Source organism: Erythrobacter sp. (genome assembly GCF_036351135.1).
Lineage (GTDB): Bacteria > Pseudomonadota > Alphaproteobacteria > Sphingomonadales > Sphingomonadaceae > Erythrobacter.
On sequence record NZ_JAZBON010000009.1, the window covers coordinates 324793 to 351650 of the forward strand.

25 protein-coding genes are annotated in these 26858 nt (G+C 63.5%); 18 read left to right on the forward strand and 7 right to left on the reverse strand.

Features of this window, described 5'->3' with window-relative positions:
- Positions 1-75 precede the first annotated feature (75 nt).
- Entirely contained in the window at positions 76-1881 is a 1806-nt protein-coding gene (locus V2I30_RS02750) for a putative bifunctional diguanylate cyclase/phosphodiesterase (protein WP_330660520.1), read from the reverse strand.
- A 175-nt stretch (positions 1882-2056) separates the two neighbouring features.
- On the opposite strand from V2I30_RS02750, the gene V2I30_RS02755 reads away from it, so the two are divergent.
- The 3 genes from V2I30_RS02755 to V2I30_RS02765 all read left to right on the forward strand — a co-directional run bounded on the left by V2I30_RS02755 (position 2057) and on the right by V2I30_RS02765 (position 3559).
- Entirely contained in the window at positions 2057-2467 is a 411-nt protein-coding gene (locus tag V2I30_RS02755; protein WP_330660521.1) for an EVE domain-containing protein, read from the forward strand.
- An 84-nt stretch (positions 2468-2551) separates the two neighbouring features.
- Positions 2552-3301 (forward strand): SDR family oxidoreductase, encoded by a 750-nt coding sequence (locus tag V2I30_RS02760; protein ID WP_330660522.1) that lies wholly within the window; start codon positions 2552-2554, stop codon positions 3299-3301.
- 87 nt (positions 3302-3388) lie between these two features.
- The gene (locus tag V2I30_RS02765; RefSeq protein WP_330660523.1) at positions 3389-3559 is read left to right on the forward strand and encodes a CsbD family protein; all 171 of its coding nucleotides are present in this window, start codon (positions 3389-3391) and stop codon (positions 3557-3559) included.
- Positions 3560-3632: 73 nt separating this feature from the next.
- Here the strand turns inward: V2I30_RS02765 and V2I30_RS02770 are convergent, their stop codons facing one another.
- On the reverse strand, positions 3633-5309 hold the full coding sequence (locus V2I30_RS02770; RefSeq protein ID WP_330660524.1) for a thiamine pyrophosphate-dependent enzyme: 1677 nt from the start codon (positions 5307-5309) through the stop codon (positions 3633-3635).
- A 198-nt stretch (positions 5310-5507) separates the two neighbouring features.
- Between V2I30_RS02770 and V2I30_RS02775 the strand changes: the two genes are divergently transcribed.
- Positions 5508-5798, forward strand: coding sequence for a hypothetical protein (locus tag V2I30_RS02775; protein ID WP_330660525.1), 291 nt, complete (start codon positions 5508-5510; stop codon positions 5796-5798).
- A 3-nt stretch (positions 5799-5801) separates the two neighbouring features.
- Here V2I30_RS02775 and V2I30_RS02780 read toward each other — a convergent pair whose 3' ends face one another.
- A complete protein-coding gene (locus tag V2I30_RS02780; protein ID WP_330660526.1) occupies positions 5802-7214 on the reverse strand; it encodes an MFS transporter in 1413 nt (470 codons plus the stop codon).
- 161 nt (positions 7215-7375) lie between these two features.
- Between V2I30_RS02780 and pgsA the strand changes: the two genes are divergently transcribed.
- The 8 genes from pgsA to V2I30_RS02820 all read left to right on the forward strand — a co-directional run bounded on the left by pgsA (position 7376) and on the right by V2I30_RS02820 (position 18165).
- Positions 7376-7984, forward strand: a complete 609-nt coding sequence (gene pgsA / locus V2I30_RS02785) for a CDP-diacylglycerol--glycerol-3-phosphate 3-phosphatidyltransferase (protein WP_330660527.1) — start codon at positions 7376-7378, stop codon at positions 7982-7984.
- A 34-nt stretch (positions 7985-8018) separates the two neighbouring features.
- Positions 8019-11588, forward strand: coding sequence for a hydantoinase B/oxoprolinase family protein (locus tag V2I30_RS02790; protein ID WP_330660528.1), 3570 nt, complete (start codon positions 8019-8021; stop codon positions 11586-11588).
- The gene (locus V2I30_RS02795; RefSeq protein WP_330660529.1) at positions 11585-12256 is read left to right on the forward strand and encodes a DUF969 domain-containing protein; all 672 of its coding nucleotides are present in this window, start codon (positions 11585-11587) and stop codon (positions 12254-12256) included. Before V2I30_RS02790 ends, V2I30_RS02795 begins: the two co-directional genes overlap by 4 nt.
- Positions 12253-13203 (forward strand): DUF979 domain-containing protein, encoded by a 951-nt coding sequence (locus V2I30_RS02800; protein WP_330660530.1) that lies wholly within the window; start codon positions 12253-12255, stop codon positions 13201-13203. The genes V2I30_RS02795 and V2I30_RS02800 overlap by 4 nt, the downstream gene beginning before the upstream one ends.
- Positions 13194-14180, forward strand: a complete 987-nt coding sequence (locus tag V2I30_RS02805) for a DUF2891 domain-containing protein (protein WP_330660531.1) — start codon at positions 13194-13196, stop codon at positions 14178-14180. The genes V2I30_RS02800 and V2I30_RS02805 overlap by 10 nt, the downstream gene beginning before the upstream one ends.
- 87 nt (positions 14181-14267) lie before the next feature.
- Complete coding sequence (gene otsB, locus V2I30_RS02810; protein ID WP_330660532.1) at positions 14268-14978, forward strand: trehalose-phosphatase; 711 nt, start codon at positions 14268-14270, stop codon at positions 14976-14978.
- Positions 14975-16777 (forward strand): glycoside hydrolase family 15 protein, encoded by a 1803-nt coding sequence (locus V2I30_RS02815; RefSeq protein WP_330660533.1) that lies wholly within the window; start codon positions 14975-14977, stop codon positions 16775-16777. The genes otsB and V2I30_RS02815 overlap by 4 nt, the downstream gene beginning before the upstream one ends.
- Positions 16774-18165, forward strand: coding sequence for an alpha,alpha-trehalose-phosphate synthase (UDP-forming) (locus tag V2I30_RS02820; RefSeq protein WP_330660534.1), 1392 nt, complete (start codon positions 16774-16776; stop codon positions 18163-18165). Before V2I30_RS02815 ends, V2I30_RS02820 begins: the two co-directional genes overlap by 4 nt.
- 10 nt (positions 18166-18175) lie before the next feature.
- Here V2I30_RS02820 and V2I30_RS02825 read toward each other — a convergent pair whose 3' ends face one another.
- The gene (locus tag V2I30_RS02825; protein WP_330660535.1) at positions 18176-18634 is read right to left on the reverse strand and encodes a response regulator; all 459 of its coding nucleotides are present in this window, start codon (positions 18632-18634) and stop codon (positions 18176-18178) included.
- A 172-nt stretch (positions 18635-18806) separates the two neighbouring features.
- Between V2I30_RS02825 and V2I30_RS02830 the strand changes: the two genes are divergently transcribed.
- Both V2I30_RS02830 and trxB read left to right on the forward strand, forming a co-directional pair.
- Complete coding sequence (locus tag V2I30_RS02830) at positions 18807-19598, forward strand: tyrosine-protein phosphatase (protein WP_330660536.1); 792 nt, start codon at positions 18807-18809, stop codon at positions 19596-19598.
- Positions 19599-19658: 60 nt separating this feature from the next.
- On the forward strand, positions 19659-20660 hold the full coding sequence (trxB, locus tag V2I30_RS02835) for a thioredoxin-disulfide reductase (protein WP_330660537.1): 1002 nt from the start codon (positions 19659-19661) through the stop codon (positions 20658-20660).
- Positions 20661-20696: 36 nt separating this feature from the next.
- On the opposite strand, the gene V2I30_RS02840 is transcribed toward trxB, so the two are convergent.
- From V2I30_RS02840 to V2I30_RS02850, 3 genes are all read right to left on the reverse strand, one after another.
- Entirely contained in the window at positions 20697-21167 is a 471-nt protein-coding gene (locus tag V2I30_RS02840; RefSeq protein WP_330660538.1) for an MAPEG family protein, read from the reverse strand.
- Positions 21168-21180: 13 nt separating this feature from the next.
- On the reverse strand, positions 21181-21636 hold the full coding sequence (locus V2I30_RS02845; RefSeq protein WP_330660539.1) for an MAPEG family protein: 456 nt from the start codon (positions 21634-21636) through the stop codon (positions 21181-21183).
- Positions 21637-21708: 72 nt separating this feature from the next.
- On the reverse strand, positions 21709-22692 hold the full coding sequence (locus V2I30_RS02850; RefSeq protein ID WP_330660540.1) for a threonine ammonia-lyase: 984 nt from the start codon (positions 22690-22692) through the stop codon (positions 21709-21711).
- A 307-nt stretch (positions 22693-22999) separates the two neighbouring features.
- On the opposite strand from V2I30_RS02850, the gene V2I30_RS02855 reads away from it, so the two are divergent.
- From V2I30_RS02855 to V2I30_RS02870, 4 genes are all read left to right on the forward strand, one after another.
- Entirely contained in the window at positions 23000-24211 is a 1212-nt protein-coding gene (locus tag V2I30_RS02855; protein ID WP_330660541.1) for a saccharopine dehydrogenase family protein, read from the forward strand.
- 44 nt (positions 24212-24255) lie between these two features.
- Positions 24256-24648 (forward strand): GxxExxY protein, encoded by a 393-nt coding sequence (locus tag V2I30_RS02860; RefSeq protein WP_330660542.1) that lies wholly within the window; start codon positions 24256-24258, stop codon positions 24646-24648.
- Between the two features lie 63 nt (positions 24649-24711).
- On the forward strand, positions 24712-25902 hold the full coding sequence (locus V2I30_RS02865; protein WP_330660543.1) for a carboxynorspermidine decarboxylase: 1191 nt from the start codon (positions 24712-24714) through the stop codon (positions 25900-25902).
- Between the two features lie 148 nt (positions 25903-26050).
- Positions 26051-26858: alanine racemase (locus V2I30_RS02870; protein WP_330660544.1), on the forward strand; the 808-nt coding region annotated here is incomplete at its 3' end.

Genomic DNA, 26858 nt, shown 5'->3' on the forward strand with positions numbered 1-26858 from the left:
CCGCGTCTATGCGGGTGTGGCCCGAGCGTCCAGTCCCGCACGCCCCCGAAGTGGCGCGCGACGCAGGGGCGGGGTTCAGCCTGCCCGGCTCTTGATCGATATGGATGCAGGCTGTGTCGCGTCGTCCGCCGCCACCGAACCGCCGCCGTTCGACGAATCCTTGTTTTGGGCGCGGGAACCGAGCAAGCCGAGCAGGTTCAACCGCTCGCGAACCTGTTGTGCGGTCTCGGGCTTGCCATAGAAATAGCCCTGGCCCTTGAGCTTGCCCATTTTCCTGAGCGCTTCCAGGATCGCCTCGTCCTCGATCCCCTCAACCGTAATCGGCATCTGCAACCCACGCCCGAGCGAAACGATCGCATTGACGATCTTCGAATCGGGCTCGGAACGACGCAGCTCGCTGATGAAGCTGCGGTCGATCTTGAGGCGATCGAAAGGCAATGTGCGTAGCTGAGTGAGCGAGGAATAGCCCGTCCCGAAATCGTCCAGGCTGACCCGCACGCCCTGATTGCGCAGCGATACGATCATCGAATTCACCAGTTGAATATTCTCGTGAAGACAGCTCTCGGTAATCTCGATCTCGAGGCGCGATGGCGGGAAACCGTGCTGGACCAGCATCTTGAGCAGCTTTTGCGCAAACCACGGGTCGCGCAATTGCAGCGGCGAGATGTTGATCGACAAGGTCAGCGCATCGTCCCATTCGAGCGCGTCCACGAATGCCCGGTTCATCAACTGGCCGGACAGTTCGCCGATCAGACCCATTTCCTCGGCGATAGGGATGAAGATTTCCGGGCTGACGATACCGAGCTGTGGCGATTGCCAACGCGCGAGCATCTCGAAGCCGACGAGGTCGCCGGTATCGATATCGACCTGCTGTTCGTAATAGGGAACGAACTCGCGCCGCTCGAGGCCGAGGCGGATGCCGGTTTCGAGCTCGTTGCGGAAGCGCAATTCGTTTTCCATGGTCGGTTCGAACCAGAAATAGCGGTTCTTGCCGTGTTTTTTTGCATGATACATCGCGATGTCAGAGCGCATCATGAGAGTGTCCGAAATGGCACCCTGCAGGCGTTCGCCGGCATCGTCATGATCGCTCGCCACTCCGATCGAGATTGTCGCATCGAGGCTCATGCCGCCGGTATCGAAGGGCAGCGACATAGCCTGAAAAATACGCAGAACGAGGTCGTCGATCCGCTCGCTTTGCGCAGGATCGTAAGGCGTGACGAACGCAAACTCATCGCCGCCGAGCCGCGCCAGACGTGCATCGCGGGGCAGCTCGCTGCGGATGCGCCGGGCAAATTCGATCAAGGTCGCATCGCCCATGGCATGGCCATGCATGTCGTTGATCTGTTTGAAATTGTCGAGGTCGATCATGCAATAGGCGAGCGCCATACCACGCGCGCTGACACGGCGGTGAAGGTCTTCGGTCGCCTGTGTCATGCTGCGGCGATTGAGGCACCCGGTCAGCTCGTCGATGTCGGCAAGCGTGCGCGCCGCCGCTTCAGCCCGGCGGCGTTCGCCGATCTCGGCTTGCAGGTCGCGGTAGCGCCGCCAGCCCAGCATGATCAGCGCAATATTGAGCAGCAGTGCCTGGACGAGCAATGGCTCTGGCGGAGCACCACGTCCGAGAAGCGCTGCGATTGCGTCGGGCAGGACGGCGCCGCCAATCGCGACGAACAGGATAATCGCGGCAGCAGCTATGCCAAGCGTGAGGATGTCATGCTTTGGCTTGTCTGAACGACTATCTTCGGAGCGCGGATAGGACACGCCATCGCCCAGCGCCATGCCACTTGAAAAATAGGGCGAGCTCCCGCGCGCAGCTTCAGGCACGTCGGCCCAAATCTCGCCCGGAGTCTGGTTGTTGGTTGCCCTGTTCGATCGCCCCATTGCCGGCTCGCTCGTTACGTCATTCGAGCTGCCCGCAATGGCCTGTGATACTGAAGATCGAGTTAATCCGATCGCGCCTGTGCTCACGGAAAAGACCCGGCCGCGGTCTTTATGGTTCTGCCGCGTCGGGCTAAGCGACGATCGTCCGACCAGAACGATATTCAAGGAGCGTGCGATGGCCAATTACTGGCTCATGAAATCCGAACCCTTCAAGTATAGTTGGGACGATCTCGTCGCCGAGAAGGAGGGCGTATGGGATGGGGTGCGCAACCATACCGCGAAGAACAATCTGCGCGCGATGGAAGTCGGCGACGAGGCGTTTTTCTACCATTCGCGCGAGGGATTGGAGATCGTCGGCATCTGCGAAGTGTCGGTGGCCGGAATCGATGATCCAACCGACGAGACGGGAAAATGGGCTGCGGTCAAGGTGAAGCCCAAGCGGCGTCTGGAACGGCCGGTGACCTTGAAGGAGATCAAGGCCGAGCCGCGGCTCGAGCAGTGCGAACTGGTGCGCCAGTCGCGGCTTTCGGTGGCGAAGATAACGCCCGAGGAATGGTCGATCATCTGCGAGATGGCGGAGAGTTGAGCCCGCCTGCTTCAAGGGGCCGGAACGCGGCGCGCCTTTGCTCCGTTGAATGAGGGAAAGCACCCCCTTTGCAACGGAGACATCATGAACAGGTTCGAAAATAAGCGCATTCTCATCACCGGCGGCACCAGCGGTATGGGGCTCGCGGCAGCGAAGAAGATCGTCGAGGAGGGCGGCGAGGTCGCCGTTACCGGCACCAGCCAGGATCACCTCGATGAAGCGGGCCGCGCACTCCCCTCAGGTTCCCTCGTCCTGCGCAACGACGCCAGCAAACCGACGGCCGCAAAGGAGCTTGCCGAAAAGGTCCGGGACCAGATGGGCGGGATCGACGGACTGTGGCTCAATGCGGGCTACGGCAAGTTTCGCCCGAACGACCAGAACGATGCCGAGTTTTTCGATGCCATGCACAATGTAAATGTGCGCGGTCCCGTTCTCCAGATGGCGGCAATGATGGACCTTATTGCGGACAAGGGCGCAGTGGTCGTCACCAGTTCGGTCGCGCCCTATCTCGGACAGGCAGAGGGCACGGTCTACGCGGGCACCAAGGGCGCGGTGACGGCGATGACGCGCAGCTGGGCGATGGCGTTGGCGGAGCGCGGGGTGCGGGTCAATTCGATCGCACCCGGCCCGATCGACACCAGTTTCATGGAAGGCATGGGTCTGGACGAAGAGCAGAAGGAAGAGTTTCTCGAACAGGTGAAATCGCAGGTGCCGCTGGGTCGCCTTGGCGAAGCGGAGGAGGTCGCCGAGGTCGCTCTGTTCCTGCTCTCCGATGCGGCATCCTATGTTAGCGGATCACAATATATGGTCGATGGCGGAATGACGCTGCGCTGACGATTACACCTTCGAAATGCGGAACAATGATGGCGGACGTGAGTTGTATGAGGACTGTCAAACCCCGCCATATCAAGGAGATACATCATGGGTGAACTGACCGACAAAGCGAAAGGCAACTTCAAGGAAGCCAAGGGCGAACTCAAGCAGAAGTCGAACGATCCGCAGACCCGCGCCGAAGGCCGCGCCGAGGAAGCGGAAGGCAAAGTCGACCAAGCCAAGGGCGAAGTGAAGGGCAAGATGGGTAACGACATCTAACCCGCGCACTTCTATAAAACTTAGCAAGGGCCGTTTCCCGTCGCCGGGGAGCGGCCCTTGCGATGTGCGGGGGTCAGCGCGCGCAATCGCGAAGGCCGGAGACGGTCGCGCCGCTGGCTGAAAGTTGTTCGACGTCGATCTTCATATGGATAAGCCGCAGCCCGCTGCGTCCCTTCGCATCCTCTAGCGCGTTCTTGAACCCCTGCGTCGTGTCGACCGTCACGCTCCACGCGCCAAATGCCGCGCCGAGCGCCGCGAAATCTGGATTGGCAAGGCTTGTCGCGGCGACGCGCGCCGGATAGTCGCGCTCCTGATGCATTCGGATGGTCCCGTAAGCGCCGTTATCGACCACCAGCACCAGCAGATCGATGCCGCATTGTGCGGCGGTGGCGAGTTCCTGGCCGTTCATCAGAAAATCGCCGTCGCCGGCCACTGCGACCACTTGGCGTTCGGGATAGCGCAGCGCCGCGGCGATAGCGGCAGGTACACCATAGCCCATGGCCCCCGCAGTCGGAGCAAGCTGGCTGGGAAAGCCTTCGTATCGCCAATAGCGGTGCCACCAACCAGCAAAATTGCCCGCCCCGTTGCAGACGATCGTATCGCCCGGGAGCGCTTCGCGCAAGCTTGTGACGCAGGCTGCCATATCGAGCGCGAAGGCATCCGGTGACGGTGTGTAGCTCGCCCAGTCGCGCCATTCGCGATTGGCCTCAGCGCCGGCGTCGAAGGAGATGATCGCATGGTCCTCCCACAGCGCCGCCGCCTCGGCAAATTCATCGACGCTTGCGGCAAGCCCGAGATCGGTGCGGTAGACCCTGCCGATCTCGTCCGGGTCGGGGTGGACATGGACCAGCAGTTGTCCCGGATGATCGGGCGTCGGCATGGTGTAGCCGTCGGTCGTCGCTTCGCCCAGCCGCGCACCTACCGCCATGACGAGGTCGGCAGACCTCACCCGTTCGACGAGCTTGGGGTTCGGGCCGTAGCCGAGGTTCCCGGCATATATTGGGGAGGTAGGGGCGATTGCGTCCTGGCGACGGAAAGCGGTCGCAATCGGCAGGCCGATGCTGGACGCGAAACTTTCGAAATGGTCCCGCGCCTTCGCGTTCCAGCCCGCTCCGCCGATGATCGCGATCGGGCTGGCGGCATCGGCCAACAGCGCGAACAGCGTCTGCATCGCATCGGGGCACACCGCCTGCGCCGGGCGAACCGCGACCGGTCGAGGCGCAAGGTCTGTGGGCACTTCTTCGCGCAGCATATCCTCGGGAAGGGCCAAGACGACCGGCCCGGGCCGCCCACTGATCGCGACCGAGAATGCGCGGGTCACATATTCGGGAATGCGCGCCGGATCGTCGATCCGCGCCGCCCATTTGGCAACGGGGCCGAAAAAAGCCGAGAAATCGAGTTCCTGGAAACCCTCGCGATCGCGCATGTCGCGGGCGACATCGCCGACGAACAGCACCATCGGCTGCGAATCCTGCATCGCCACATGCACGCCAATCGAAGCGTTGGTCGCGCCCGGACCGCGGGTGACGAATGCGACGCCCGGTCGCTGCGTCATCGCCCCGTCGGCGCAGGCCATGAAGGCGGCGCCCCCTTCCTGCCGGCAGGTCACGGCGTCGATGCCTTTCGCATCGTAAAGCGCGTCGAGCACCGCGAGGAAGCTCTCGCCCGGCACGGTGAAGATGCGGTTTGTGCCCTGCTCCTCGAGACATCTGACGAGCAGTTGTGCGGCGGTCTGGCGATTATCGGTCAAGCGGAAATCTCCTCGCGAACGGGGCGCTACGGCCCGTAGCGAGCACGCTCGCGCGGGGCAATCGCTTGCACCCGGCGGACCTGACGCCTGCCGCGAGATGTTCCCGGATTTAACCACAACGCGAACTGACTGTCCCTATTCGAGGCAGCGCAAGGCGGGGGCTCGCAAGTCCTTAAAAAAGTGTTAATTCTCGTACGCATGACACAGACGAGCTTTGCTATCGACTCCCTGCTCTCCGCGCCCCCGGGCCCCGAAATCGAACGTCGCCGCCTTCCCGGGCGTCGCCGCCGCGCGCTGGTCCTGACGAGCGAGCAGGCGCGCCATCCTTTCCGCGCTCTCCTGCCGCCCCATGCGACACAGGGTGAGCTCGATCTGGAAGCGCCGCCCACCGAGGCGGCAGATATCTGGACCCTTACGCGCGAGGATGTGCGCGGCTTTGCCAGCGTTTATTTCGCGGTGTTCGCGGCGGTGCTGGTCTTCATCGTCTAGGCCCTATTCGGCAGGTGCAGCGGCTCCGGCCGCCTGCTGCGCTGCATCGCGCTCCGCCTGCAAGAGCAGCCAGCCGAGCCATGCCGACACCACCGACATGGCGGCCGCAAGCAGCAATTGCTCGGTCACGTCGATGCCGAGCGAGGTAAGGCCGATCGCGACCAGCGATCCCAGCACCATCGCCAGCGAATTGACGATATTGTTCGCAGCGATGGTGCGGCTCGCGGCATCGTGGGCGCAGCGCGTCGTAAGGAAAGCGTAAAGCGGCACGACGAAGAAGCCCCCGGCAGTTGAGACGCCGAGCAAGGTCAACATCAGCGGAATTGCAAGCGGTTCCAACAGCCACAGCTCGATCGGCAGCAATTCGCCCCCCGCATTGGGCGTCCAGGCTTTTGAAATCAGGTAGAAGCCGGCGACGAACAATCCCATGACGATCACCGATGCGGGCGAATAGCGCGCCGAGACCTCGCCTTTCAGCAGCGCATTGATGCCGAGCGATCCGATCGCGATGCCGACCGAAAAGATGACGAGAAACAGGCTCGCGACCTCTTTCGAGGCGAGCAGCTGATTCTTGGCGAGCGGCGGGAACTGGATGAACAGCACCGCCCCGATGGTCCAGAAAAAGCTGATCGCGACGATGGCGAGCCAGATTTCGCGATTGTGCATCGTGTCGCGCACGAGCTTCCAGCTCATCACCGCCTGGTCCGCAATCGCGACCAAGGGATAGCCAAGCCAGCGCAGGGGCTTGGAGGGCGTTTTTTTCGCAAAGGGTTCGAGCAACGGATAGTGCATCTCGTAATTGCTCTGCGGCGGGGCGTCGGGCACGAAAGTGCTGGCGAAATAGCCGACAAAAGCGGTGACGACGACGACGATAAGCGCCGCCTCGATGCTGATGAACCCGGCGAGAGTGGTGCCTGCCAGGATCGCGATATAGGTCCCCGCCTCGATCAGGCCGGTGCCTGGCAAAACCTCTTCTTTCTTAAGATGTTGCGGCAGTATCGCATATTTGATCGGCCCGAGGAAAGTGGACTGCGCTGCGGCGAGAAACACGACGAAGAGCAGCAGCGGGATAGCGAAACTGTGCACCGCGATGCCCTGCCAGGCGAGGAACAGGCCGACCGCGCCGAGAGAGGCCCAGCCGATTTCGCAAATCTTGACCCGCCGGATGATCGCCGCCTTGTCGCGCGTGTCGGCGAGCTGCCCGGCCAGCGCGGAGAGCATGACGAAGGGAACGATAAAGATGACCGAGGCCAGCCCGCTGAACAGCGCCTCCTGCTTCTCGTCGTTATAGACCGAATAGACTACGAACAGGACCAGCGCGGTCTTGTAGAGATTGTCGTTGAAGGCGTTGAAGAACTGCGTGACCATCAGCGGCAGGAACCGCTTCTGGCGCATGAGGTTGGTCGATGTGGTCATGCGTGAAGCGCTTGGATGGCCCGTAGCTGGTCGATGTGCCCATGTAGTCACAACGCGAGGGCGCACAAGCCTGCGCGTCGAATGCCGGGGAAGAGCGTCCCCGTGCCGGACGGACGGTATTTCGATTGGGTCCGCAAGCCGCTAAGGCGCTGGGCCAGACGATGTTGACGCTGCCGAATCTCCTGACGCTGTCGCGCATTCTGGCCGTTCCGCTGCTCGGTTTCCTCCTGTGGTGGCCCGATTGGCGCGTGGGTTATCTGATCGGCTTTGCGATCTATTGCGTGATCGCGATCACCGACTTTTTCGACGGTTACCTCGCGCGTGCGCAAGGGACGGTGTCGAAGCTGGGCATTTTCCTCGATCCGATCGCGGACAAGATCATGGTCGCCGCCGTCATCCTGATCCTGACCGCGCAGGGCTATCTGCGTGGCCCATATGTGGGCGACATGCATGTGATCGCGGGGCTCGTCATCCTCGTTCGCGAGATCACCGTCTCTGGCCTGCGCGAATTCCTCGGCGGCATCCAGGTCTCGGTCCCGGTGACGCGGCTCGCCAAGTGGAAGACGACGTTCCAGCTGGTGGCACTCGGCGCGCTCATCCTGGGGGGCGCGGTGCATGGCCAGCCGTGCCAGTCGCCCGGGCCGGACTGCCAGACCCTCGCGGAAAGCTGGGTTCATGTCGTCGGCCTCGCCTCGCTCTGGGCCGCAGCCGCGCTGACCTGCATCACCGGCTGGGACTATCTGCGCGTCGGCCTCAAGCACATGGATTGAACGTGCAATCGCCAAATTTCCAAGAGAACCGAGCATGAGCGCCTGGCGCTTCGCCGTCGACCGCGGGGGAACCTTCACCGATGTCGTTGCGCTAACCCCGACTGGCGAATTGGTTACCGATAAGCTGCTTTCCGAAGATCCGCAGCGCTACGACGATGCGGCGAGCGAGGCGGTGCGGCGATTGATGGAGCGCCATGGCGAGGGTCCGATCGCCGAGTTGCGAGTGGGGACGACGGTTGCGACGAACGCCCTGCTCGAGCGCAAGGGCGAGCGACTGGCGCTGATCATCACGCGAGGGTTCGCCGATGCGCTGCGGATCGGGACGCAGGCGCGGCCGGAGATCTTCGCGCGGCATATTGTACTGTCCGAACAGCTGCCTTCGCGAGTGATCGAAGTCGCGGAACGGGTGGCGGCGGATGGCGAGGTGCTGGAGCCGCTGGACGAGGCGGCGGCGCGCGCCGATCTGGAGGCTTTGCGCGCCGCCGGCTTCGATGCGGTGGCGATCGTGCTCCTGCATGGTTGGAACTATCGCGAGCACGAGGAGCAGCTGGCACTCATCGCGCGCGAGATCGGCTTTGCGCAGGTCAGCACCAGCCACGAGGTGGCTCCGCTCATCAAGCTCGTGCCGCGCGGCGATACGACGGTGGTCGATGCTTATCTCTCGCCCGTGCTGCGCCGATACACCGACGCCTTGCGCGTCGGATTGCCGCAGGCGGAGCATCTGCGCTTCATGCAGTCGAATGGCGGCCTTGCCGAAATAGACGCCTTTCGCGGCAAGGACGCTATTCTTTCCGGACCGGCAGGCGGGGTCGTGGGCATGGTGAAAGCATGCGCCCCGCTCGGCCATGACAGGTTGATCGGTTTCGACATGGGCGGGACCAGCACCGACGTCGCGCATTATGCCGGGTCCTACGAGCTGACCGGCGACAGCGTGGTCGCCGGCGTTCGCGTGGCGGCGCCGATGATGCAGATACATACCGTGGCGGCGGGCGGCGGCTCGATCTGCTCGTATGACGGTGCGCGCCTCAGGGTAGGGCCGGAAAGCGCGGGCGCCGATCCGGGGCCGGCCTGCTATCGCAAGGGCGGCCCCCTGACGGTGACCGATTGCAACCTTTTCCTGGGACGGATCGACCCTGCCTTCTTCCCCAGCGTCTTCGGACCCGGCGGCGACGAGCCGCTCGACCCCGTTGCGGCGCGCCGCGCGCTCGAAGAGGTGGCCGAACGAATCGGACAGGACCTCTCGCTTGAAGAGGTGGCGCATGGCTTCCTCGCCATCGCCGTCGACAATATGGCCAATGCGATCCGCAAAATCTCGGTCGCGCGCGGGCACGATGTGACGACCTATGCGCTCGCCTGTTTCGGCGGGGCGGGGGGACAGCATGCCTGCCGCGTGGCGGACGAGCTCGGTATTGAAACCGTACTGATACATCCCCTTGCCGGCATCCTCTCGGCCTTCGGCATCGGCCTCGCCCCAGTAAAGGCGATCCGAGAGAAAAGCCTGGTGCGACCGCTCGAAGAGGGCTTCGAGGCGGAACGCAATGCTCTCGAGGAAGAGGCCCGCGAGGCACTTATGCAGCAGGGTATCTCGCCGGCAACGATCACACTCACGGCAAGAGCGCGGCTGCGCTTCGAGGGGAGCGATTCGATGCTCACCATCGCGTGCGGTGAAAGCGACGAGATGGCGCGCGCCTTTCGCGAAGGGCACCGCCATCGCTTCGGCTATTCGGATGCAGACGCGCCGATCATCGTCGAAGCGCTCAGCGTCGAGGCGAATGGCGATGCGGGCGGGCTGGGCAAGGTCGAGGCGGCGCCTGCAGGTGTCGGCGCGCAGGCTTCGGGCACTTGGCGCACGATCGAGCGCGCAGGCATGAGTGCCGATGAACGGGTCGAAGGGCCCGCGCTCGTCATCGACCCCGGTTCGACCACGGTGGTCGAGGAAGGCTGGCAGGCGCACCTCGCTGAGGAGGGCACCCTGGTCCTGACTCGCGCCGTACCGCTGCGGCCCGAGCACTCGGTCGGGGACAAGTACGACAACTGTGTCGACCCGGTCCGGCTCGAGATCTTCAACAATCTGTTCATGGCGATCGCCGAGGAAATGGGCGTGGTCCTCCAATCGACCGCGACTTCGGTTAATATCAAGGAGCGGCTCGATTTCTCCTGCGCGCTGTTCGACGCGCGCGGCGCGCTGATCGCCAATGCACCGCATATTCCGGTGCATCTTGGCAGCATGGGCGACAGCATCGCGCGAGTGATCGAGGAGCGCGGGCAGGATACGGACGGGACGGCGCGCGATGGCCGCGGATTCCGCCGCGGTGATGCTTATGTCCTCAACGACCCCTATCGCGGCGGCACCCATCTTCCCGACATCACCGTCATCGTTCCGGTCTTCTACGATGACGCATCGCAGGCGCCCGACGCCTTCGTCGCGGCGCGCGGGCACCATGCCGATATTGGCGGCATCGCGCCCGGATCGATGCCGCCTGAAAGTCGGACTATCGAAGAGGAGGGGGTGCTAATCGACAACCTCCTGATGGTCGATGAGGGCACATTCTGCACCGAGGCGGTCCGCAAGGTGCTTTCAAGCGGGCGCTACCCGGCCCGCGCGCCGCAGCGAAACCTCTCCGACTTGCGCGCCCAGCTTGCCGCCTGCACGCGCGGCGCGGAGCTGCTCGAACACGCGGCACGCGAACAGGGGGCGGGGCGCGTCGCAGCCTATATGGAGCACGTGCTCGCCAATGCCGAGGAGAGCGTGCGCCGCCTTTTGGATCGGCTCCAGGATGGCAGTTTCGCCTACGCCATGGACAATGGCGCCGAGGTGTATTTGGCGATCCGGGTCGACCGAGAACGCCGCTGCGCGACCATCGACTTCACCGGGACAAGCGACCAGCTCGCGGACAATTTCAACGCCCCGCGATCGATCACCCGTGCGGCCACGCTCTATGTCCTGCGCACGCTAATAGATGATGCCATCCCGATGAACGATGGATGCCTGCGCCCGGTCGAGCTGATTGTGCCCGAAGGCTCAATGCTGGGTCCTCGCCCCGGCGCGGCGGTGGTCGCGGGCAATGTCGAAACGAGCCAGGTCGTGACCGATGCATTGTTCGCCGCGACCGGGCGGTTGGCGCCCGCGCAAGGGACGATGAACAACTTCACTTTCGGCGATGAAGAGCGCCAATATTACGAGACGATCTGCGGCGGCTCTGGCGCGGGGCCCGATCACGACGGGACGAGCGCGGTGCAGACCCACATGACCAACAGCCGGCTGACCGATCCGGAAATCCTCGAAACCCGCTTCCCCGTGCGGCTAGATCGGTTCGCGATCCGCCGCGGCTCGGGCGGCGAGGGGCGATATCGCGGCGGCGACGGAGTGGAGCGGCGCATCACCTTTCTTGCCCCCATGCGTGCCAACATGCTCGCCAATCGCCGCGAAGTACCGCCACGCGGGCTGGCGGGCGGCGGCGATGCAGAGGCCGGGCGCAATTGGGTCGAGCGGGCGGACGGCTCGCGCGAGGAATTAGGCGCGACGGGTTCGGCTCAGATGGAGCCGGGCGACAGCTTCGTCATCCTGACGCCGGGCGGCGGCGGGTTCGGGAAAGCGGAATGAATTACTGGCCGCTGCTTGGCATCGCGCTGGTCGTCATCGGCTTTGCCCTGAAGTTCAATCCGCTTCTCGTGGTGGTCGGCGCGGCGGTGGCGACGGGGCTGCTTGCGGGGCTCGACCTCGTCGCGGTGATCGAGGCGCTGGGCCGCGCCTTCAACGACAATCGCTACATCTCGGTCACCTGGATCATTCTGCCGGTCATCGGCCTGCTCGAGCGCTACGGCCTGCAACAGCGCGCCCGCGGCCTGATCGAGACCATGCGCGGGGCGACCATGGCGCGGTTGCTGACCATCTATCTCGGCTTTCGTCAGATCACCGCCGCGCTCGGCATGAAGGACATCGGTGGCCACCCTCAGGCCGTGCGTCCGCTGGTGGCGCCGATGGCGGAGGCGGCGGCGGAAAAGTCACACGGGCGGCTGGGCGATGACAACCGCGAGCGGGTGCTCGCGATGTCGGCGGCAACCGACAATGTCGGGCTGTTTTTCGGCGAAGACATTTTCTTCGCAATCGCCTCTATCCTCCTGATTCAGGGCGTGTTCGAAAGCTACGGCTATCCGCTTACCCCGCTCGAACTGTCAGTCTGGGCGATCCCGACCGCGATCTGTGCTTTCATCATCCATAGCTGGCGTATCCGCGCGCTCGATCGGCGGTTGGCCGGAGTGCGCGCATGATCACCTATGAGTGGCTCTACTGGCTCGCGGGCGCTTTCTTCGCGGCCTGGTCCTTGCTCAGCTTGCGCGATCGGCGGTTCGGCAACGCGGCGTTCTGGGGGTTGCTTGCGGCAAGTTTCTTCCTCGGCAGCCATCTCTCCGATCTCGCCAATGGAGGGCTGGTTCTCGCACTCGTAGCGATTGCGGGAACGGGCCGGCTGACGCGCAGCGAACCGGCCACGACCGGCCTCGAAGAACGGCGCGCCTTCGCCCAAACGCTCGGCAACCGGCTATTCGTGCCCGCGCTGATCGTGCCGGTGACGGCAGTGGCGGGGACGCTGCTCTACAATTACACCCCTTTGTCCGAGACCGGACTGTTCGAGCCGCGGCGCGAAACGCTGATCCTGTTCGGCGTCGGCGTCGTCGCCGCATTGATTGCCGCGATGCTCTGGCTGCGGCCGCCCGCTCTGGCGCCAGTCGAAGAGGGCCGCCGCCTGATCGATTCGATCGGCTGGGCCGCGATCCTGCCGCAGATGCTGGCGGCTCTTGGCGCGGTATTCGCGCTCGCCGGCGTCGGCGAGATCATCGGCGGTGCGGCGGGCAGTGCGATCCCCGAAGGCAGCGTCTTTCTGACGGTGGTGGTCTTTGCGCTCGGCATGGCGCTGTTCACCATGATTATGGGCAACGCCTTTGCCGCGTTCCCGGTGATGGCGGCGGCAATCGGCATCCCGCTGCTGGTCGAAACATACGGCGGCGAGCCGGCGGTGATCGGCGCGGTGGGGATGCTGGCGGGGTTCTGCGGCACCCTGCTCACGCCGATGGCGGCGAATTTCAACATCGTGCCCGCAGCACTGCTTGAACTGAAAGACCAGAATGCGGTCATTCGCCAGCAGGTGGGCACCGCAATCCCGCTCTGGGTATGCAATGTCGTCATCATCTATGTCGGGGCATTCCTGCTATGGAACTGACCGAAGAGCTGGCGCGGCGCTTTGCCCGGATCGCGCTCGGGCACGTCGCGCGCGAATATCCCAACAAGCTCGATCATGTCATGACCGGCGACGCCGATGCCCGGACGCCGCGCGCGCTCCATCCGGCGTTCTTCGGCAGCTATGACTGGCATTCCTGCGTCCATTCCTGGTGGATGTTGCTGACGCTGCGGCGGCTCTATCCCGATATGGCGGAGGCGGAGGAGATCGCGGCACTCGCCGATGCGACGTTTACGCACGAAAAGCTGGCCGCCGAACTCGTTTATCTCGAGCGACCCGAAGCGCGCGGGTTCGAGCGCCCCTATGGCTGGGGCTGGCTGCTGGCACTGCACGACGAAGCTGCCCGGCATGGGAATCGCGATTGGGGCGCGCGGCTCGAGCCGCTGGCCGAGGCGTTCGCCGACCGGCTGCCTCCTTATCTCGAGGTGCTGACCTATCCGATCACCGTAGGTACGCATTTCAACACGTCATTTGCGCTGGTGCTGACGCGCCAATGGGTACAGGGGCGGCGGCCCGCACTCGTCGCAACAATCGACGATTGGGCGACACGCGCCTTTGGCGAGCGCGAAGACTATGCGGGCTGGGAGCCTGGGGGAGACGAATTTCTGTCGCCGGTGTTGACCGCTGCGCTGCTGATGAGCCGGGTGCTGCCCCGGGAGCGCTTCGATGCATGGTTCGACGCCCTTGTTGTGACCAATGGCTGGCTCGAGCGCGAATGCCACCCGGTCACCGTGTCGGACCGAAGCGATGGCAAGATCGCGCATCTGGACGGCCTCAATCTCAGCCGCGCTTGGTGCCTGCGCGGGATCGCCCATGCGCTCGGAGAGAACGCGCCATCTTTGCTCGCCGAGCGGGCCGCCGCGCATCTCGGCGCCGCGATCGGGCATGTCGCGGACGATTATATGGGCGAACACTGGCTCGCGAGCTTCGCCGTGCTTGCGCTGCTGAAACCAGAGTGATGCCACGCCTGTATTGTTGACCCGCGCCTGCGAGCCTTTACTAGACCTTTCATGCGATCCGCCACCGCTTTGAGCGCGCCGCCCCCCTTGCGGGACATTTCGCGAGGCAAACCGCTGGCGCTGTTCCTCGATTTCGACGGTACCCTGGTGGAACTTGCCGCTTCTCCCGATGCGATCGAACCGCGTGCGGGACTGGGGCAGGCTCTAGGCAAGCTCGCTGGAAGACTGGAAGGACGTTGCGCCATCGTAAGCGGTCGGGCGATTGCCGACCTCGAAAATCACGTCGGCGCGCTAGCAGTGGCGGTCGCCGGTTCGCATGGCAGCGACGTCCGAAATGCGGCGCGTGAGCCGCTGGGTGCAGGACCAGCGGGACTTCCGGACGCGGCAGAACGCGCGCTGCGAAAATTTGCAACCGCCGAGGGGCTGAACTTCGAAGAAAAGCCGCATGGCGGAGCGCTGCATTATCGCACCGCTCCCGAAAAGGAGGAGGCGACGCGGGCCTTCGCGCGCGACCTTGCCGAAGAGCATGGCTGGGCGGTGCAGCACGGCAAATGCGTGGTCGAACTGGTCTCGCACGGCGCGAACAAGGGCGGGGCAGTGACCTGCTTCATGTCGGCCCCGCCATTCGAGGGCGCGGTGCCCGTCTTCGTCGGCGACGACCTCACCGACGAGGCGGGCTTTCGCGTCTGCCGCGAGCTTGGCGGCACTGCGATCCTCGTCGGCGAAGAGCGCGAAAGCCAGGCGGAGCACCGCCTGCCGGACGTCGCGGCGGTCCATCGCTGGCTTGAGTTGTCATGATCGCGGCGCCCGTGCCCAGCCTCGAACTCTGGCCGATCGGCAATTGCCAGATTTCGGGCCTGATCGACGAAAGCGGCGCGCTGGTCTGGGGTTGTGTGCCCCGGGTCGACGGCGATCCGGTTTTCTCGGCGCTACTCAACGATGGTCAGCGCGACGCCGGCATCTGGCGCTTCGAACTCGAGGGGCAGGTTAGCGCGCGCCAGTCCTATATTCGCAATACGCCCAATCTCGTCACTACGCTCGAGGCGGGTGATGGCAGCGCGGTCGAGATTCTCGATTTCTGCCCCCGGTTCGAGCGCTCGGGGCGAATGTATCGCCCGGTCTCCTATGTTCGCATAGTCCGTCCGATAGCTGGAAATCCGCGCATTCGCGTCGTCTTGCGTCCCACAAGCAATTACGGCGCCAGCGTCGCCGAGACGACCAACGGCACGAATCATATCCGCTACCTGACCGGCGCCCAGGCGCTGCGTCTCTCCACCGACGCGGCGGTCGGCTACATCCTCGAAGGGCGCAGCTTCCGGATCGAGGACGACACGCATTTCTTTCTGGGCCCGGACGAGCCTTTTACCGGAAACTTGCGCGAAGAGGTTCGCTCGATGGAGCAGGCAACGCGCAAATACTGGCAGAACTGGGTCCGGATGCTCGCGATCCCGCTCGAATGGCAGGAAGAGGTGATCCGTTGCGCGATCACCTTGAAGCTGTGCCAGCATGAGGAAACCGGAGCGATCGTCGCCGCGCTCACCACATCGATTCCCGAAGCGGCCAATTCCGAACGCAATTGGGATTATCGCTACTGCTGGATCCGCGACTCATACTACACGATTCAGGCGCTCAACCGATTGGGCGCGCTTGATGTGATGGAAAAATACCTCGCCTATCTGCGCAACATCGTTGACGGCGCGCGCGGCGGGCAAATTCAGCCGCTCTATTCGGTCATGGGCGAAAGCGAACTGGACGAAACTACCGCGAGCTATCTTGCGGGCTATCGCGGTATGGGGCCGGTCCGGTGCGGGAATGCCGCCTACAAGCAGGTGCAGCATGATTGCTACGGTCAGATCGTTTTGCCGAGCGTCCAGGGCTTTTTCGATCAGCGTCTGCTGCGCCCCGCGACCGAACACGATTTCGAGAATCTCGAGCAGGTCGGCAAAATGGCCTGGGCGATGCACGATCAGCCCGATGCGGGGCTGTGGGAGTTCCGCACCCGACAGGAGGTTCACACATACTCCGCGGTGATGAGCTGGGCGGCATGCGACCGCCTCGCCAATGTTGCGGCGCATCTCGGCAGGGCGGACCGCGCCGAGATCTGGCGCGAGCGTGCCGAGACGATCGCTGCGACGATCGAGGAGAAAGCCTGGAAGGAAAACGGGGAGGGTGGCCATTACGGCGCGAGTTTCGAGAGCGACTATCTCGACGCCTCGCTCCTCCAGATGGTCGAATTGCGCTTTCTCTCGCCGGATAACGAGCGCTTTCAGCAAACCTTCGCCGCGGTCGAGAAGCATCTCAGGCGCGGGGATCACATGCTGCGCTACGCCGCCGAGGATGATTTCGGCGCGCCGGAAACAGCCTTCAACGTCTGCACCTTCTGGCTGATCGAAGCGCTGCACCTTGCCGGTCGCGACGAGGAAGCCTGCGCTCTGTTCCGTACCATGCTCAGTCATACGACCAAATCTGGGCTGCTCAGCGAAGACCTCGATTACGACACCGGCGAATTGTGGGGCAACTTTCCGCAAACCTATTCGCTCGTCGGGGTCATCAATTGCGCGGGCCTGCTCTCCAAACCGTGGAGCGAGGTTCGGTGAGCCGCATCGTCGTCATCTCGAACCGTGTCGCCGTGCCGAAGGCGCGCGGGGTGGCTGGCGCGCAAGGCGGGCTTGCGGGCGCGCTCAATGCAGCGCTCAAGGATCGCGGCGGCGTATGGTTCGGCTGGTCCGGGCAGGAGAGCGAAAGCGACGACAAGCCCATCGATCGGCAGCACAGTGACGGCGTCACCACCGCGACGATCGACCTCTCGCATCGCGATGTTGACGAATATTATAACGGCTATGCCAATTCGACGCTCTGGCCGCTATTCCACTACCGCATCGACCTTGCCCGTTTCGAGAACAAGACCGGCGAAGGATACGAGCGAGTCAACGATCGCTTCGCCGCCAGCGTGCTGCCGCTGATCGAAGAGGATGATCTCGTCTGGGTGCACGATTATCATCTCATTCCGCTGGGCGAGCGGCTGCGTTCGCGCGGCATGACAAATCGCATCGGTTTCTTCCTCCATACGCCCTGGCCGCCGACCCGCCTGCTGACCTCACTGCCCTATCACGAACGATTGGTGGCGACGATGCTTTCGTACGATGTGATCGGGTTTCAGACCGAGGAATGGCTCGGCAGCTTCGTCCATTATTGTGAGAACGAGCTCGGCGCAGATGTCGACGAGGCCAGCGGCACAATAAGTCACGAGGGTCGCACGACCACTGCGCGCGCTTATCCGATCGGGATCGATTGGGGCCATTTCCAAGAACAAGGCGCGACCGGTGAGGCGCGCCAGGCGGAACAGCGCTTTCTTGCATCGGCGCGGCATCGCATCGGTATGATCGGTGTCGACCGGCTCGACTATTCAAAGGGTTTGCCCGAGCGGATGGACGGGATCGGCCGCTTTTTCGACCAACATCCCGAATGCGTGCGCGACCTCGTTTACATCCAGATCGCCCCGCCCAGCCGCGAGGATGTTGAGAGCTATCAGCAGATCCGCGCGACGCTCGAACAAAAGACCGGGCAGATCAACGGCGCGCGTAGCGAAGTCGATATGGTGCCGATCCGCTACGTCAATCGGGGCTACAGCCACGCGGAACTCTATGGCTTTTTCCGCGCATCCAAGATCGGATTGGTGACGCCGCTGCGCGACGGAATGAACCTCGTCGCCAAGGAATACGTCGCTGCGCAGGACCCTGAGGATCCCGGTGTGCTGATCCTGTCCGAATTTGCGGGCGCCGCGCAGCAGCTGGACTGCGAGGGGGAGGGGGCGGTGCTGGTGAATCCGCACAGCCCCGATTTCCTTGCCGGTGCGATTCACCGCGCACTCGATATGAAGTTGCCGGAGCGCAAGGCGCGCTACGAAAATATGGTCGGTACGGTGCGACGCGACGATGTGCACCGTTGGACCGCGTCGTTCTGCGACGATCTTGCGGTGAGCTGAGTTACCAGCGTCATACGAAGCGGCGCGCGGGCATTTCGCTTACTCTCAAACCCGAGCTGCGCGCCAGATGATCTTGCAGATCGACGTGACGCGGCTGATCCTGCCGCTCGGCGAGCACGCGCTGGACCCGGCCGGTCAACCGCTTGGGATCGAAAGGCTTGCGGATATAGGCTTGCGCCCCGGCAAAGGCGGCCTGTGCCTCGTCCTGCGCGCCGCTCATCGCGGTGAACATGATGACCGGCAGATCGTAGAGATCGGCGGACTGGCGCATCTTGCGCAGCAGCGAGATGCCCGAAATGCCCGGCATGTTCTGATCGAGAAGCAGCACATCGGGCCGCCGCCGCGCGATCAAATGCCAGCATTCCTCGCCGCTCGTCACCCAGCCGCAGGCATGCCCCGCATCGATAAGCACCTGACTGGCCAGTTCGGCCACCAATTCATCATCATCGGCAATCAGGATATGGGCCACGTGCCTCTCCCCCTTTTCGTATCATCCAGGTGATCCCTTCGATAGGAAGGGCCGGTAGCAAGCGGGTTTCAACCCGGCCTTTGCACGGGGCTGCGGAAGTTTGCGTAGGTTGGCGCTGGGTTTGCCGGCGCCGGTTGAGAAAGCGGCCGTGCGCTGCCACAGCATCAGCGCCATGATTCGCGACGACCAGAGCAGCCCGTTCCTTCCCGCCCAGGGCATTCACAATCTGCGAGACTATGGCGGCTATCGGGGCGCGGAGGGAGCACGGGTGAAGACCGGGCTGCTCTATCGCTCGGGCCAGCATATCGATGCAAGCGATGAGGATCTCGATCTCATCCATGCGCTCGGCATCCGGACCATCCTCGATCTGCGCGGCTCGAGCGAGCGCACCGGCTTTCCCTGCCGCCGTCATCCCGAATTCGAGGCCGAGGTGATCGCCTATGATGGCGAAACCAGCAATTCCCCGCCGCACGAGGGCGGTCTCGAAAACGCCGAAATGACCGCTCAGCGCGCATTCGAACGGATGATCGCGGTCTATACGCGCATGCCGGCGAACCCGGCGATGATCGAAATGTTCGCCCGCTATTTCGAGGCTTTGGCATCGCGCGAGGGGGCAAGCCTGGTCCACTGCTTCGCCGGCAAGGACCGCACCGGGATTGCTGCCAGCCTGCTGCTCCACACGCTGGGCGTGCATCACGACGATATCGTCGCCGAGTTCCTGCGCACCAATGACGCGCCGAGCACGCATGTTCTCGAACAGCAATCCCTTCCGCGAATGCGGGCGCATTACGGCTCCATCGGGGAAGAGGCGCTGCGCAACCTGATGGGCGTGCGGCCTGAATATATCGATACCTACTGGACGAAGGTGCGCGCCGAGCACGGTTCGATCGATGCCTATCTGGGGCAAACATTAGGTGTGGACGAGCATAGGAAAGCTCGCCTGTGCGAACGCCTGCTGACGTGACAAGCGGGCCCGCGCACCCCATATTCCGGGACGCATTCAGACCGAAGAGACCGAACCGCAATGGCCACCACCCACCGTACCAAGATGCTCATCATCGGCTCCGGCCCCGCCGGCTATTCCGCCGCGATCTACGCCGCGCGCGCCATGCTGGAGCCGATCGTCGTCCAGGGCCTTCAGCCCGGCGGACAGCTGACCATCACCACCGATGTCGAGAACTATCCCGGCTTTCGCGATGTGGTGCAGGGCCCCTGGCTGATGGAGGAGATGAAGGCGCAAGCCGAGCATGTCGGCACGCGCATGATCTACGACATCATCACCTCGGTCGATCTCGAGAACGGCTCTCCGTTCCGCGCCATTGGTGACAGCGGCGACGAATACATCGCCGACACGATCGTCATCGCCACCGGCGCGCAGGCCAAATGGCTGGGCGTGCCGGGCGAACAGGAGCTGGGCGGCAAGGGCGTGTCGGCTTGCGCGACCTGCGACGGCTTCTTCTATCGCGGCAAGAAGGTCGCGGTGATCGGCGGCGGCAACACCGCAGTCGAAGAAGCGCTCTACCTCACCAACCATTCCGACGACGTCACCATCATTCACCGGCGCGACGAGTTCCGGGCCGAGAAGATCCTGCAGGAGCGCGTTTTCAAGTCGGACAAGATCTCCTGTCTGTGGAACAAGACGGTTGAACGGTTCGAGGCGGGCGAGGACGGATCTCTGAGCCACCTCGTCCTCAAGGACACGCAGACGGGCGAAACTTCGACGCTGGAGGTCGACGGCGCCTTCGTCGCGATCGGCCACGCCCCGGCGACCGAGCTCTTCAGGGGCAAGCTGGCGATGGACGAGGCGGGCTATCTCGACGTCGAGCCCGGCACGCCGAAAACCGCGATCCCGGGCGTTTTCGCGGCGGGCGACGTAACCGACCATGTCTATCGCCAGGCGGTAACCGCGGCGGGGATGGGCTGCATGGCCGCGCTCGACGGCGAGCGCTTCCTGGCAAATCTCGAGATCGATCACGACGGGCATGTTCACGCTGCCGCCGACGAATTGCACGAAGCCGCCGAGTAGGAAAGAGCGCGCCGCGGCCCACTCGCGAAACCGTGCTCAGACGGGTATCGGCGCCGCCATCTGGCCGGTCAGATCCGGTCCCCCGCCGAATACCACCAGCGCCGCCTCCATGATCAGGACCATCAGCACCACGCTCGACAGGGCGAACAGGACGAAGCGCACCATCACCTTGTTCGCGGTCACCTGCACGATGCTGTGAATCACGCGTAGGCCCATATAGATCCAGGCCAGAAACGCGCTCAAACCGTCGCCCGCGCCGATGATCGCAAGGACGATACAGACCGCATAGAAGATCGTAGGTTGCTCGTGTAGGTGGTTGTAATTGTGCGCCTTCCACTGAACCTCGCGTGGCAATTTCTGATCCAGCAGGCCGGTTACCTGAGCATCGTCGGGCGCGATCTCGGCCTTCTGCATGGCCGGAATGCGGCTCGCATACATCCATGCCCAGATTATCATCGTCCAGATCATCAGCGCGACCGCGGGTCCCAGAATGTCCATACCGATCATTTCGCTTGCACTCCTATTGCGGCGCGAGGGCGGGGTCGGCGAAGGCCGTTGCCAGTATTGCCCGTATGGCGAGGACGATAAGCGCGATCGTCGACAGCAGGAACAGGGCGAAGCGCACGGGTATCGAATTGACCAGGATCTGCCACAGCGAATGGACGATCCGGATGCCGACATAGATCCAGGCGAGCAGGATATCGAACGCGCCCGCTCCCACCACCGCTAGGATCAGGCTGACCGCGTAGAACACGGTCGGCTGTTCGTGCAGGTGCGTGTGATTGTGCGCAGGCCAGTTCGCCCGGTCCGGGATCACCCCTTCGAGATCGCCGCCGCGAACCCCCCGCTTGCTCGGCAGGGCGGAGCGATCTTCCAGCTTCGCCACGGCGCCGAAGCGCGATGGAATGATCCACAACAGCACGATCATCGTCCAGACCGCCAGTATGGCGGCGGGTGCCAGCATTTGAGCCTGCATCTATATCCCCTCGTTTGGGCCGGCTTCCTGTAAGAGCCTCCGGTCATTGTCAATCGCACGCCCGGCCACGGGTTACATGCCCACCGGCACGGGATCGCGCGCCGCCCCGTCTACCAACATGCGGGCGTAGGCTTGCGGGTCCGCATTCCCGCCGGTCAGCATGATGATTGTGTCCTCGTCCAGCGGCACCTTGCCGATCAGCGCCGCCGCCAGCGCCGCCGCGCCGCCCGGTTCGAGCACCAGCGCGAGATGCCCAAATGCCCAGCGCTGGGCGCGGCGCACCTCCTCGTCGCTGATGGTAACCCCCGGCTGGGCGCGGCCTGCAAGCACGTCGAGGTTCACCTGTTTGGTGGCGGTGGGCTGCAACGCGTCGCAGATCGTGGCGGGAGGACGCGGGCTGGCGTGCACGATCTCACCCGCCGCAATCGCCTGTCCGACCATGTCCCAGCCGTCTGGCTCGACGATGTGTATCGCCGCTTCGGGACAGGCGAGGGCGAGGCCAGCGGCCAGTCCGCCGCCCCCGCAGCATACGACGAAGCGGCTGGGCGAGCGGCCCAACTGCTTACTCACTTCGATCCCCGCAGAGCCCTGTCCTTCGATCACCCACGGATCGCCGAAAGCATGGACCAGCGTGCCGCCTCGCTCCTCGATCAACCGCGCGGCCACCTCATCGCGGTCTTCGCCGGGCCGGTCGTAGAGCACGATCTCGGCGCCCAGGGCGCGGGTCGCATCGAGCTTCACCTGAGGGGCATCGCGCGGCATGACGATGGTGGCCGCGACCCCCAGCCGCCGCGCCGCCCAGGCGACGCCCTGCGCGTGGTTGCCCGAGGACACTGCGACCACGCCAGCGGAGCGCTCGGCCTCGGTGAGCTTGGAGAGCCGCCACCACCCGCCCCTGATCTTGAACGCGCCGATCGGTTGCAGGTTCTCCGCCTTCACGTGGGCGCGCGCGCCGCCGATCTCGACCGGCAGCAGCGGCGTCGGCGGCAGGATCGCAGCGATGCTGCGCGCCGCTTCGAGCGCGCCTTCGCGGGTGGGTCGGCGCTGCTCGGTCATGCCTCAGCTCTCCTACAGGATGGAACACCTGGAACACAGTCCTGGCGGAGAAAAGCGCACTGATTTTGCAGGACTTTTTGAAAGCCGCCCGGGGCGCGTTGTTGGATTGCGAAAACCATCCTTTTCCTATGCCGGATGCGGGCGAGGTAGGAAATGGCGGATCGTTTGAGGCTGTATGCGGATTGCTCTAGGGAGCGCGCCAATCCCCTTTTCCCGAGTCCCAGCAAATGCAAGGACCTGCGTCGTCCGGGGGGAATATATCAGATAGAAGCTCCTGCCTTCGCAGGAGCTCACAAGGAGCTGAGGCATGACGAAAGTGCTGGTGATCGGGGCGGGGGGCGTCAGCAGCGTCTGCGTCCATAAAATGGCGATGAACGCCGATATCTTCCCCGAAATCCACCTCGCGAGCCGCACCCGCGCTAAGTGCGATGCCATCGCCGCAAGCGTCCACGAGCGCACCGGGGTCGATATCGCCACCTACGAAATCGACGCGGAAGAAGTGCCCGCGATGGTGAATCTCATCAAGAAAGTCGGCGCCAAGCTCGTCGTGAATCTCGCGCTGCCCTATCAGGACCTGCCGATCATGGATGCCTGCCTCGAAGCGGGCGCGGACTATCTCGACACCGCGAATTACGAGCCCAAGGACGAGGCCAAGTTCGAATATAAGTGGCAGTGGGGCTATCACGACCGCTTCAAGCAGGCCGGGCTGATGGCGCTGCTCGGCTCCGGTTTCGATCCGGGCGTCACGTCCGTATTCACCATGTGGCTCAAGAAGCACAAGCTGAAGACCATCCGGCAGCTCGACATTCTCGATTGCAATGGCGGCGATCACGGTCAGGCCTTTGCCACCAATTTCAATCCGGAAATCAACATCCGCGAAGTGACCGCGCCCGCACGACACTGGGAAGACGGCGAATGGGTCGAGACCCCGGCGATGAGCACCAAGACCGAGTTCGATTTCGAGGCTGTGGGCGTCAAGAACGCCTACATGATGTATCACGAGGAGCTTGAAAGCCTCACCAAGTTCAATCCCGAGATCGAGCGCGCGCGCTTTTGGATGACTTTCGGCGATGAGTATATCAAGCACCTCACCGTTCTCCAGAATGTCGGCATGACCCGCATCGATCCGGTCAAGTACAAGGGCCGCGAGATCATCCCGCTGCAATTTCTCGCTGCCGTCCTCCCAAAGCCCGAAACGCTTGGGGAGACGACAAAAGGCAACACCAATATCGGCGTGATCGCGACTGGGGAGGCACTGGACGGATCAGGTGAAAAGACGTTCTACATCAACAATATCTGCTCGCACGAGGCCGCTTACGAGGAAACCGGCAACCAGGCGGTGAGCTATACGACCGGCGTTCCCGCCATGATCGGCTCGGCGATGATGGTGACCGGCAAGTGGAAGGGCGAGGGCGTCTTCAACATGGAGGAAATGGACCCGGATCCGTTCATGGAGATGCTGAACGAGCACGGCCTGCCATGGCAGGTTAAGGAGATGGACGGGCCTGTTGGGTTCTGATTGTGTTTCGCGCAGGGAACGCAGAGGAGCCGAGAACGTAGAGAATGGGTTTGCCGGTCGACCAACTTACCTCGATTGTGATCAAGGAAGCGATCGGCATTCATCGGGAATTGGGGCCGGGCCTGTTCGAAACGGTTTATGAAACGGTTCTAGCAGACCGTCTTGAAAAAAGGGGTCTGCAAGCCGACCGACAAGTGCCCGTTCCCATCGAGTTTGATGGCCACGCCTTCGGCGCGGCATTCAAGATCGATATTCTCGTCGAAGAGAGACTGATCCTCGAAATCAAATCCGTGGAAATGCTGAGCAAAGCGCACGCCAAGCAATTGATGACCTATCTGCGTCTCACCGATCAGCCCGTAGGGCTGCTCATGAATTTCTCGGCTGCTACGATGAAGGAAGGTATCCGGCGAATGGTCAACAATTACCAGCCCGAATGATCCCCTCTGCGCACTCTGCTCCTCTGCGTTCTCCGCGCGAAACCAATAGGACCAAGACAACGAATGCAAACCAAGGCAGGCAACCCAGGCGCCTTCGCCGATTTCGACCTAACTCGCGTTGACACGCCCGCCTTCGTCGTCGATGCCGCGAAATTGCGCGCCAATTGTCAGGTGTTGGCCGACATCCGCGATGCGGCGAGCACGCCGGACAATTCGATCAAGGTGTTCGCTGCCCTAAAAGCCTTCTCGATGTGGTCGACCGCGCACATTATCGGCGAATATCTCGACGGCGTATCAACTTCGGGCCTATGGGAAGCGCGGCTTGCGTCCGAATTCTACGATGGCGAGATCGCGACCTATTCCGCCGCGTTCAAGCCCGACGAGCTGGACGAGATTTGCCGCCTTTCCGACCATGTCATCTTCAATTCGCCTGCCCAAATGCAGCGCGCCGCGCTGATCCTCGATAACGCCGCGGTGACGGGCGGCGATGTGTCGGTGGGGCTGAGGCTCAACCCGATGATCGCGACCGGCGAGGAGGCGAAATACGATCCTTCCGCTCCCGGCTCGCGGCTGGGCTTTCCGATCGACCAGCTGGCCGAGGAGCATATGGAAGGGGTCGAGGGCATCCACTTCCACAATCTGTGCGAACAGAGCTTCGAGCCGCTGCGCCGCACCTGGGACCGCGTGTTCGACGTGATCGAGCCGTGGTTCGGGCAGCTCAAATGGATCAATATGGGCGGCGGGCACCACATCACTAGAGCCGATTACGAGCGCGAGGAGCTGGTCGAATTCCTGAAGGACGCCGCGGAAGACACGGGCACGGAAATCATCCTCGAACCGGGCGAGGCAGTGGCGCTGGACGCCGGCATTCTCGTGGGCACTCTGCTCGATACCGGCTTCAACGAGGTGCCCATCGGCATCACCGATATCAGCGCCACCTGCCACATGCCCGACGTGCTTGAAGCGCCCTACAGGCCCGCCATGCTGGGTGAGCGCGACGACGACAGCATTCCCATTCGCCTTGGCGGCCCGTCCTGCCTAGCCGGCGACGTGATCGGCGATTATCGCCTGCCGGTCGCTGCCGAGCCGGGCGCGCGCTTCGCCTTTCTCGATCAGGCGCATTATTCGATGGTGAAGACCAACACCTTCAACGGCGTGCAGCTGCCCAGCATCTGGCTGTGGGACAGCGAGACCGACGCGCTCGAATGCGTGCGCCGCTTCGATTACGAGGACTTTCGCACTCGGCTCAGCTGATCGCGTCCGCGGGGTGTCTTCCCTCGCGCGAAACCCGCTTGCATCCTGCGCGCGCGGCCCTATATGCGCGCTTCCCCTGCCGCCCACCCGCAAGGCAGGATCGTAGCCCTTCGGTCCGAACGCTCATAACCTCAGGGGGTCCCTTGCATTGTTCAGAGAAGCCGACGCCGTTTTCGCCGATGCGAGAGCAGTAGCCCGGGCGCTTGCGCCCGAGGAGCCGATCGTCTGCAACCGCCCGCATGCCGCCCGGCGCGCGGCGCGGTTCTTCGTCGAGAAGTTTCCCGGCAAGACGCTCTACGCGGTCAAGGCCAATCCCGCGCCCGACCTGATCGAAGTGCTGTGGGACGCCGGCATCACCCATTACGACGTCGCCTCGATCGCCGAAGTGCGGCTGGTGCGCGAGACCCTGCCTGAAGCCGTCTTGTGCTTCATGCACCCGGTCAAACGCCCGCGCGCCATCGCCGAGGCCTATCATCGGCACGGTGTGAAGACCTTCAGCCTCGACACGCATGAAGAGCTCGACAAGATCGTCGAGGCCTGCCGCGATCCCGACACCGGCGAAGCGGCGCGCGACCTCAGGCTGTGCGTGCGCATTCGGGTCTCGAGCGAATATTCCGAGCTTTCGCTCGCTGCCAAGTTCGGCTGCGACCTGACCGAGGCGCCCGCGCTGCTCCAGGCCTGCCGCCAGCATTGCGACTGGCTCGGTGTGTGCTTCCATGTCGGCAGCCAGGCGATGAGCCCGTTCGCCTATGTCCAGGCGCTGGACCGCGCGCGCGCCGCCATTGCCGAGGCTTCGGTGGTCATCGACATGGTCGATGTGGGCGGCGGCTTCCCGAGCGTCTATCCCGGCATGGAGCCGCCCCCGCTCGAAGATTACTTCGCGATCATCCACCAGCATTTCTACGCGCTGCCCATCGCCTACAATGCCGAGCTGTGGTGCGAGCCGGGCCGCGCGC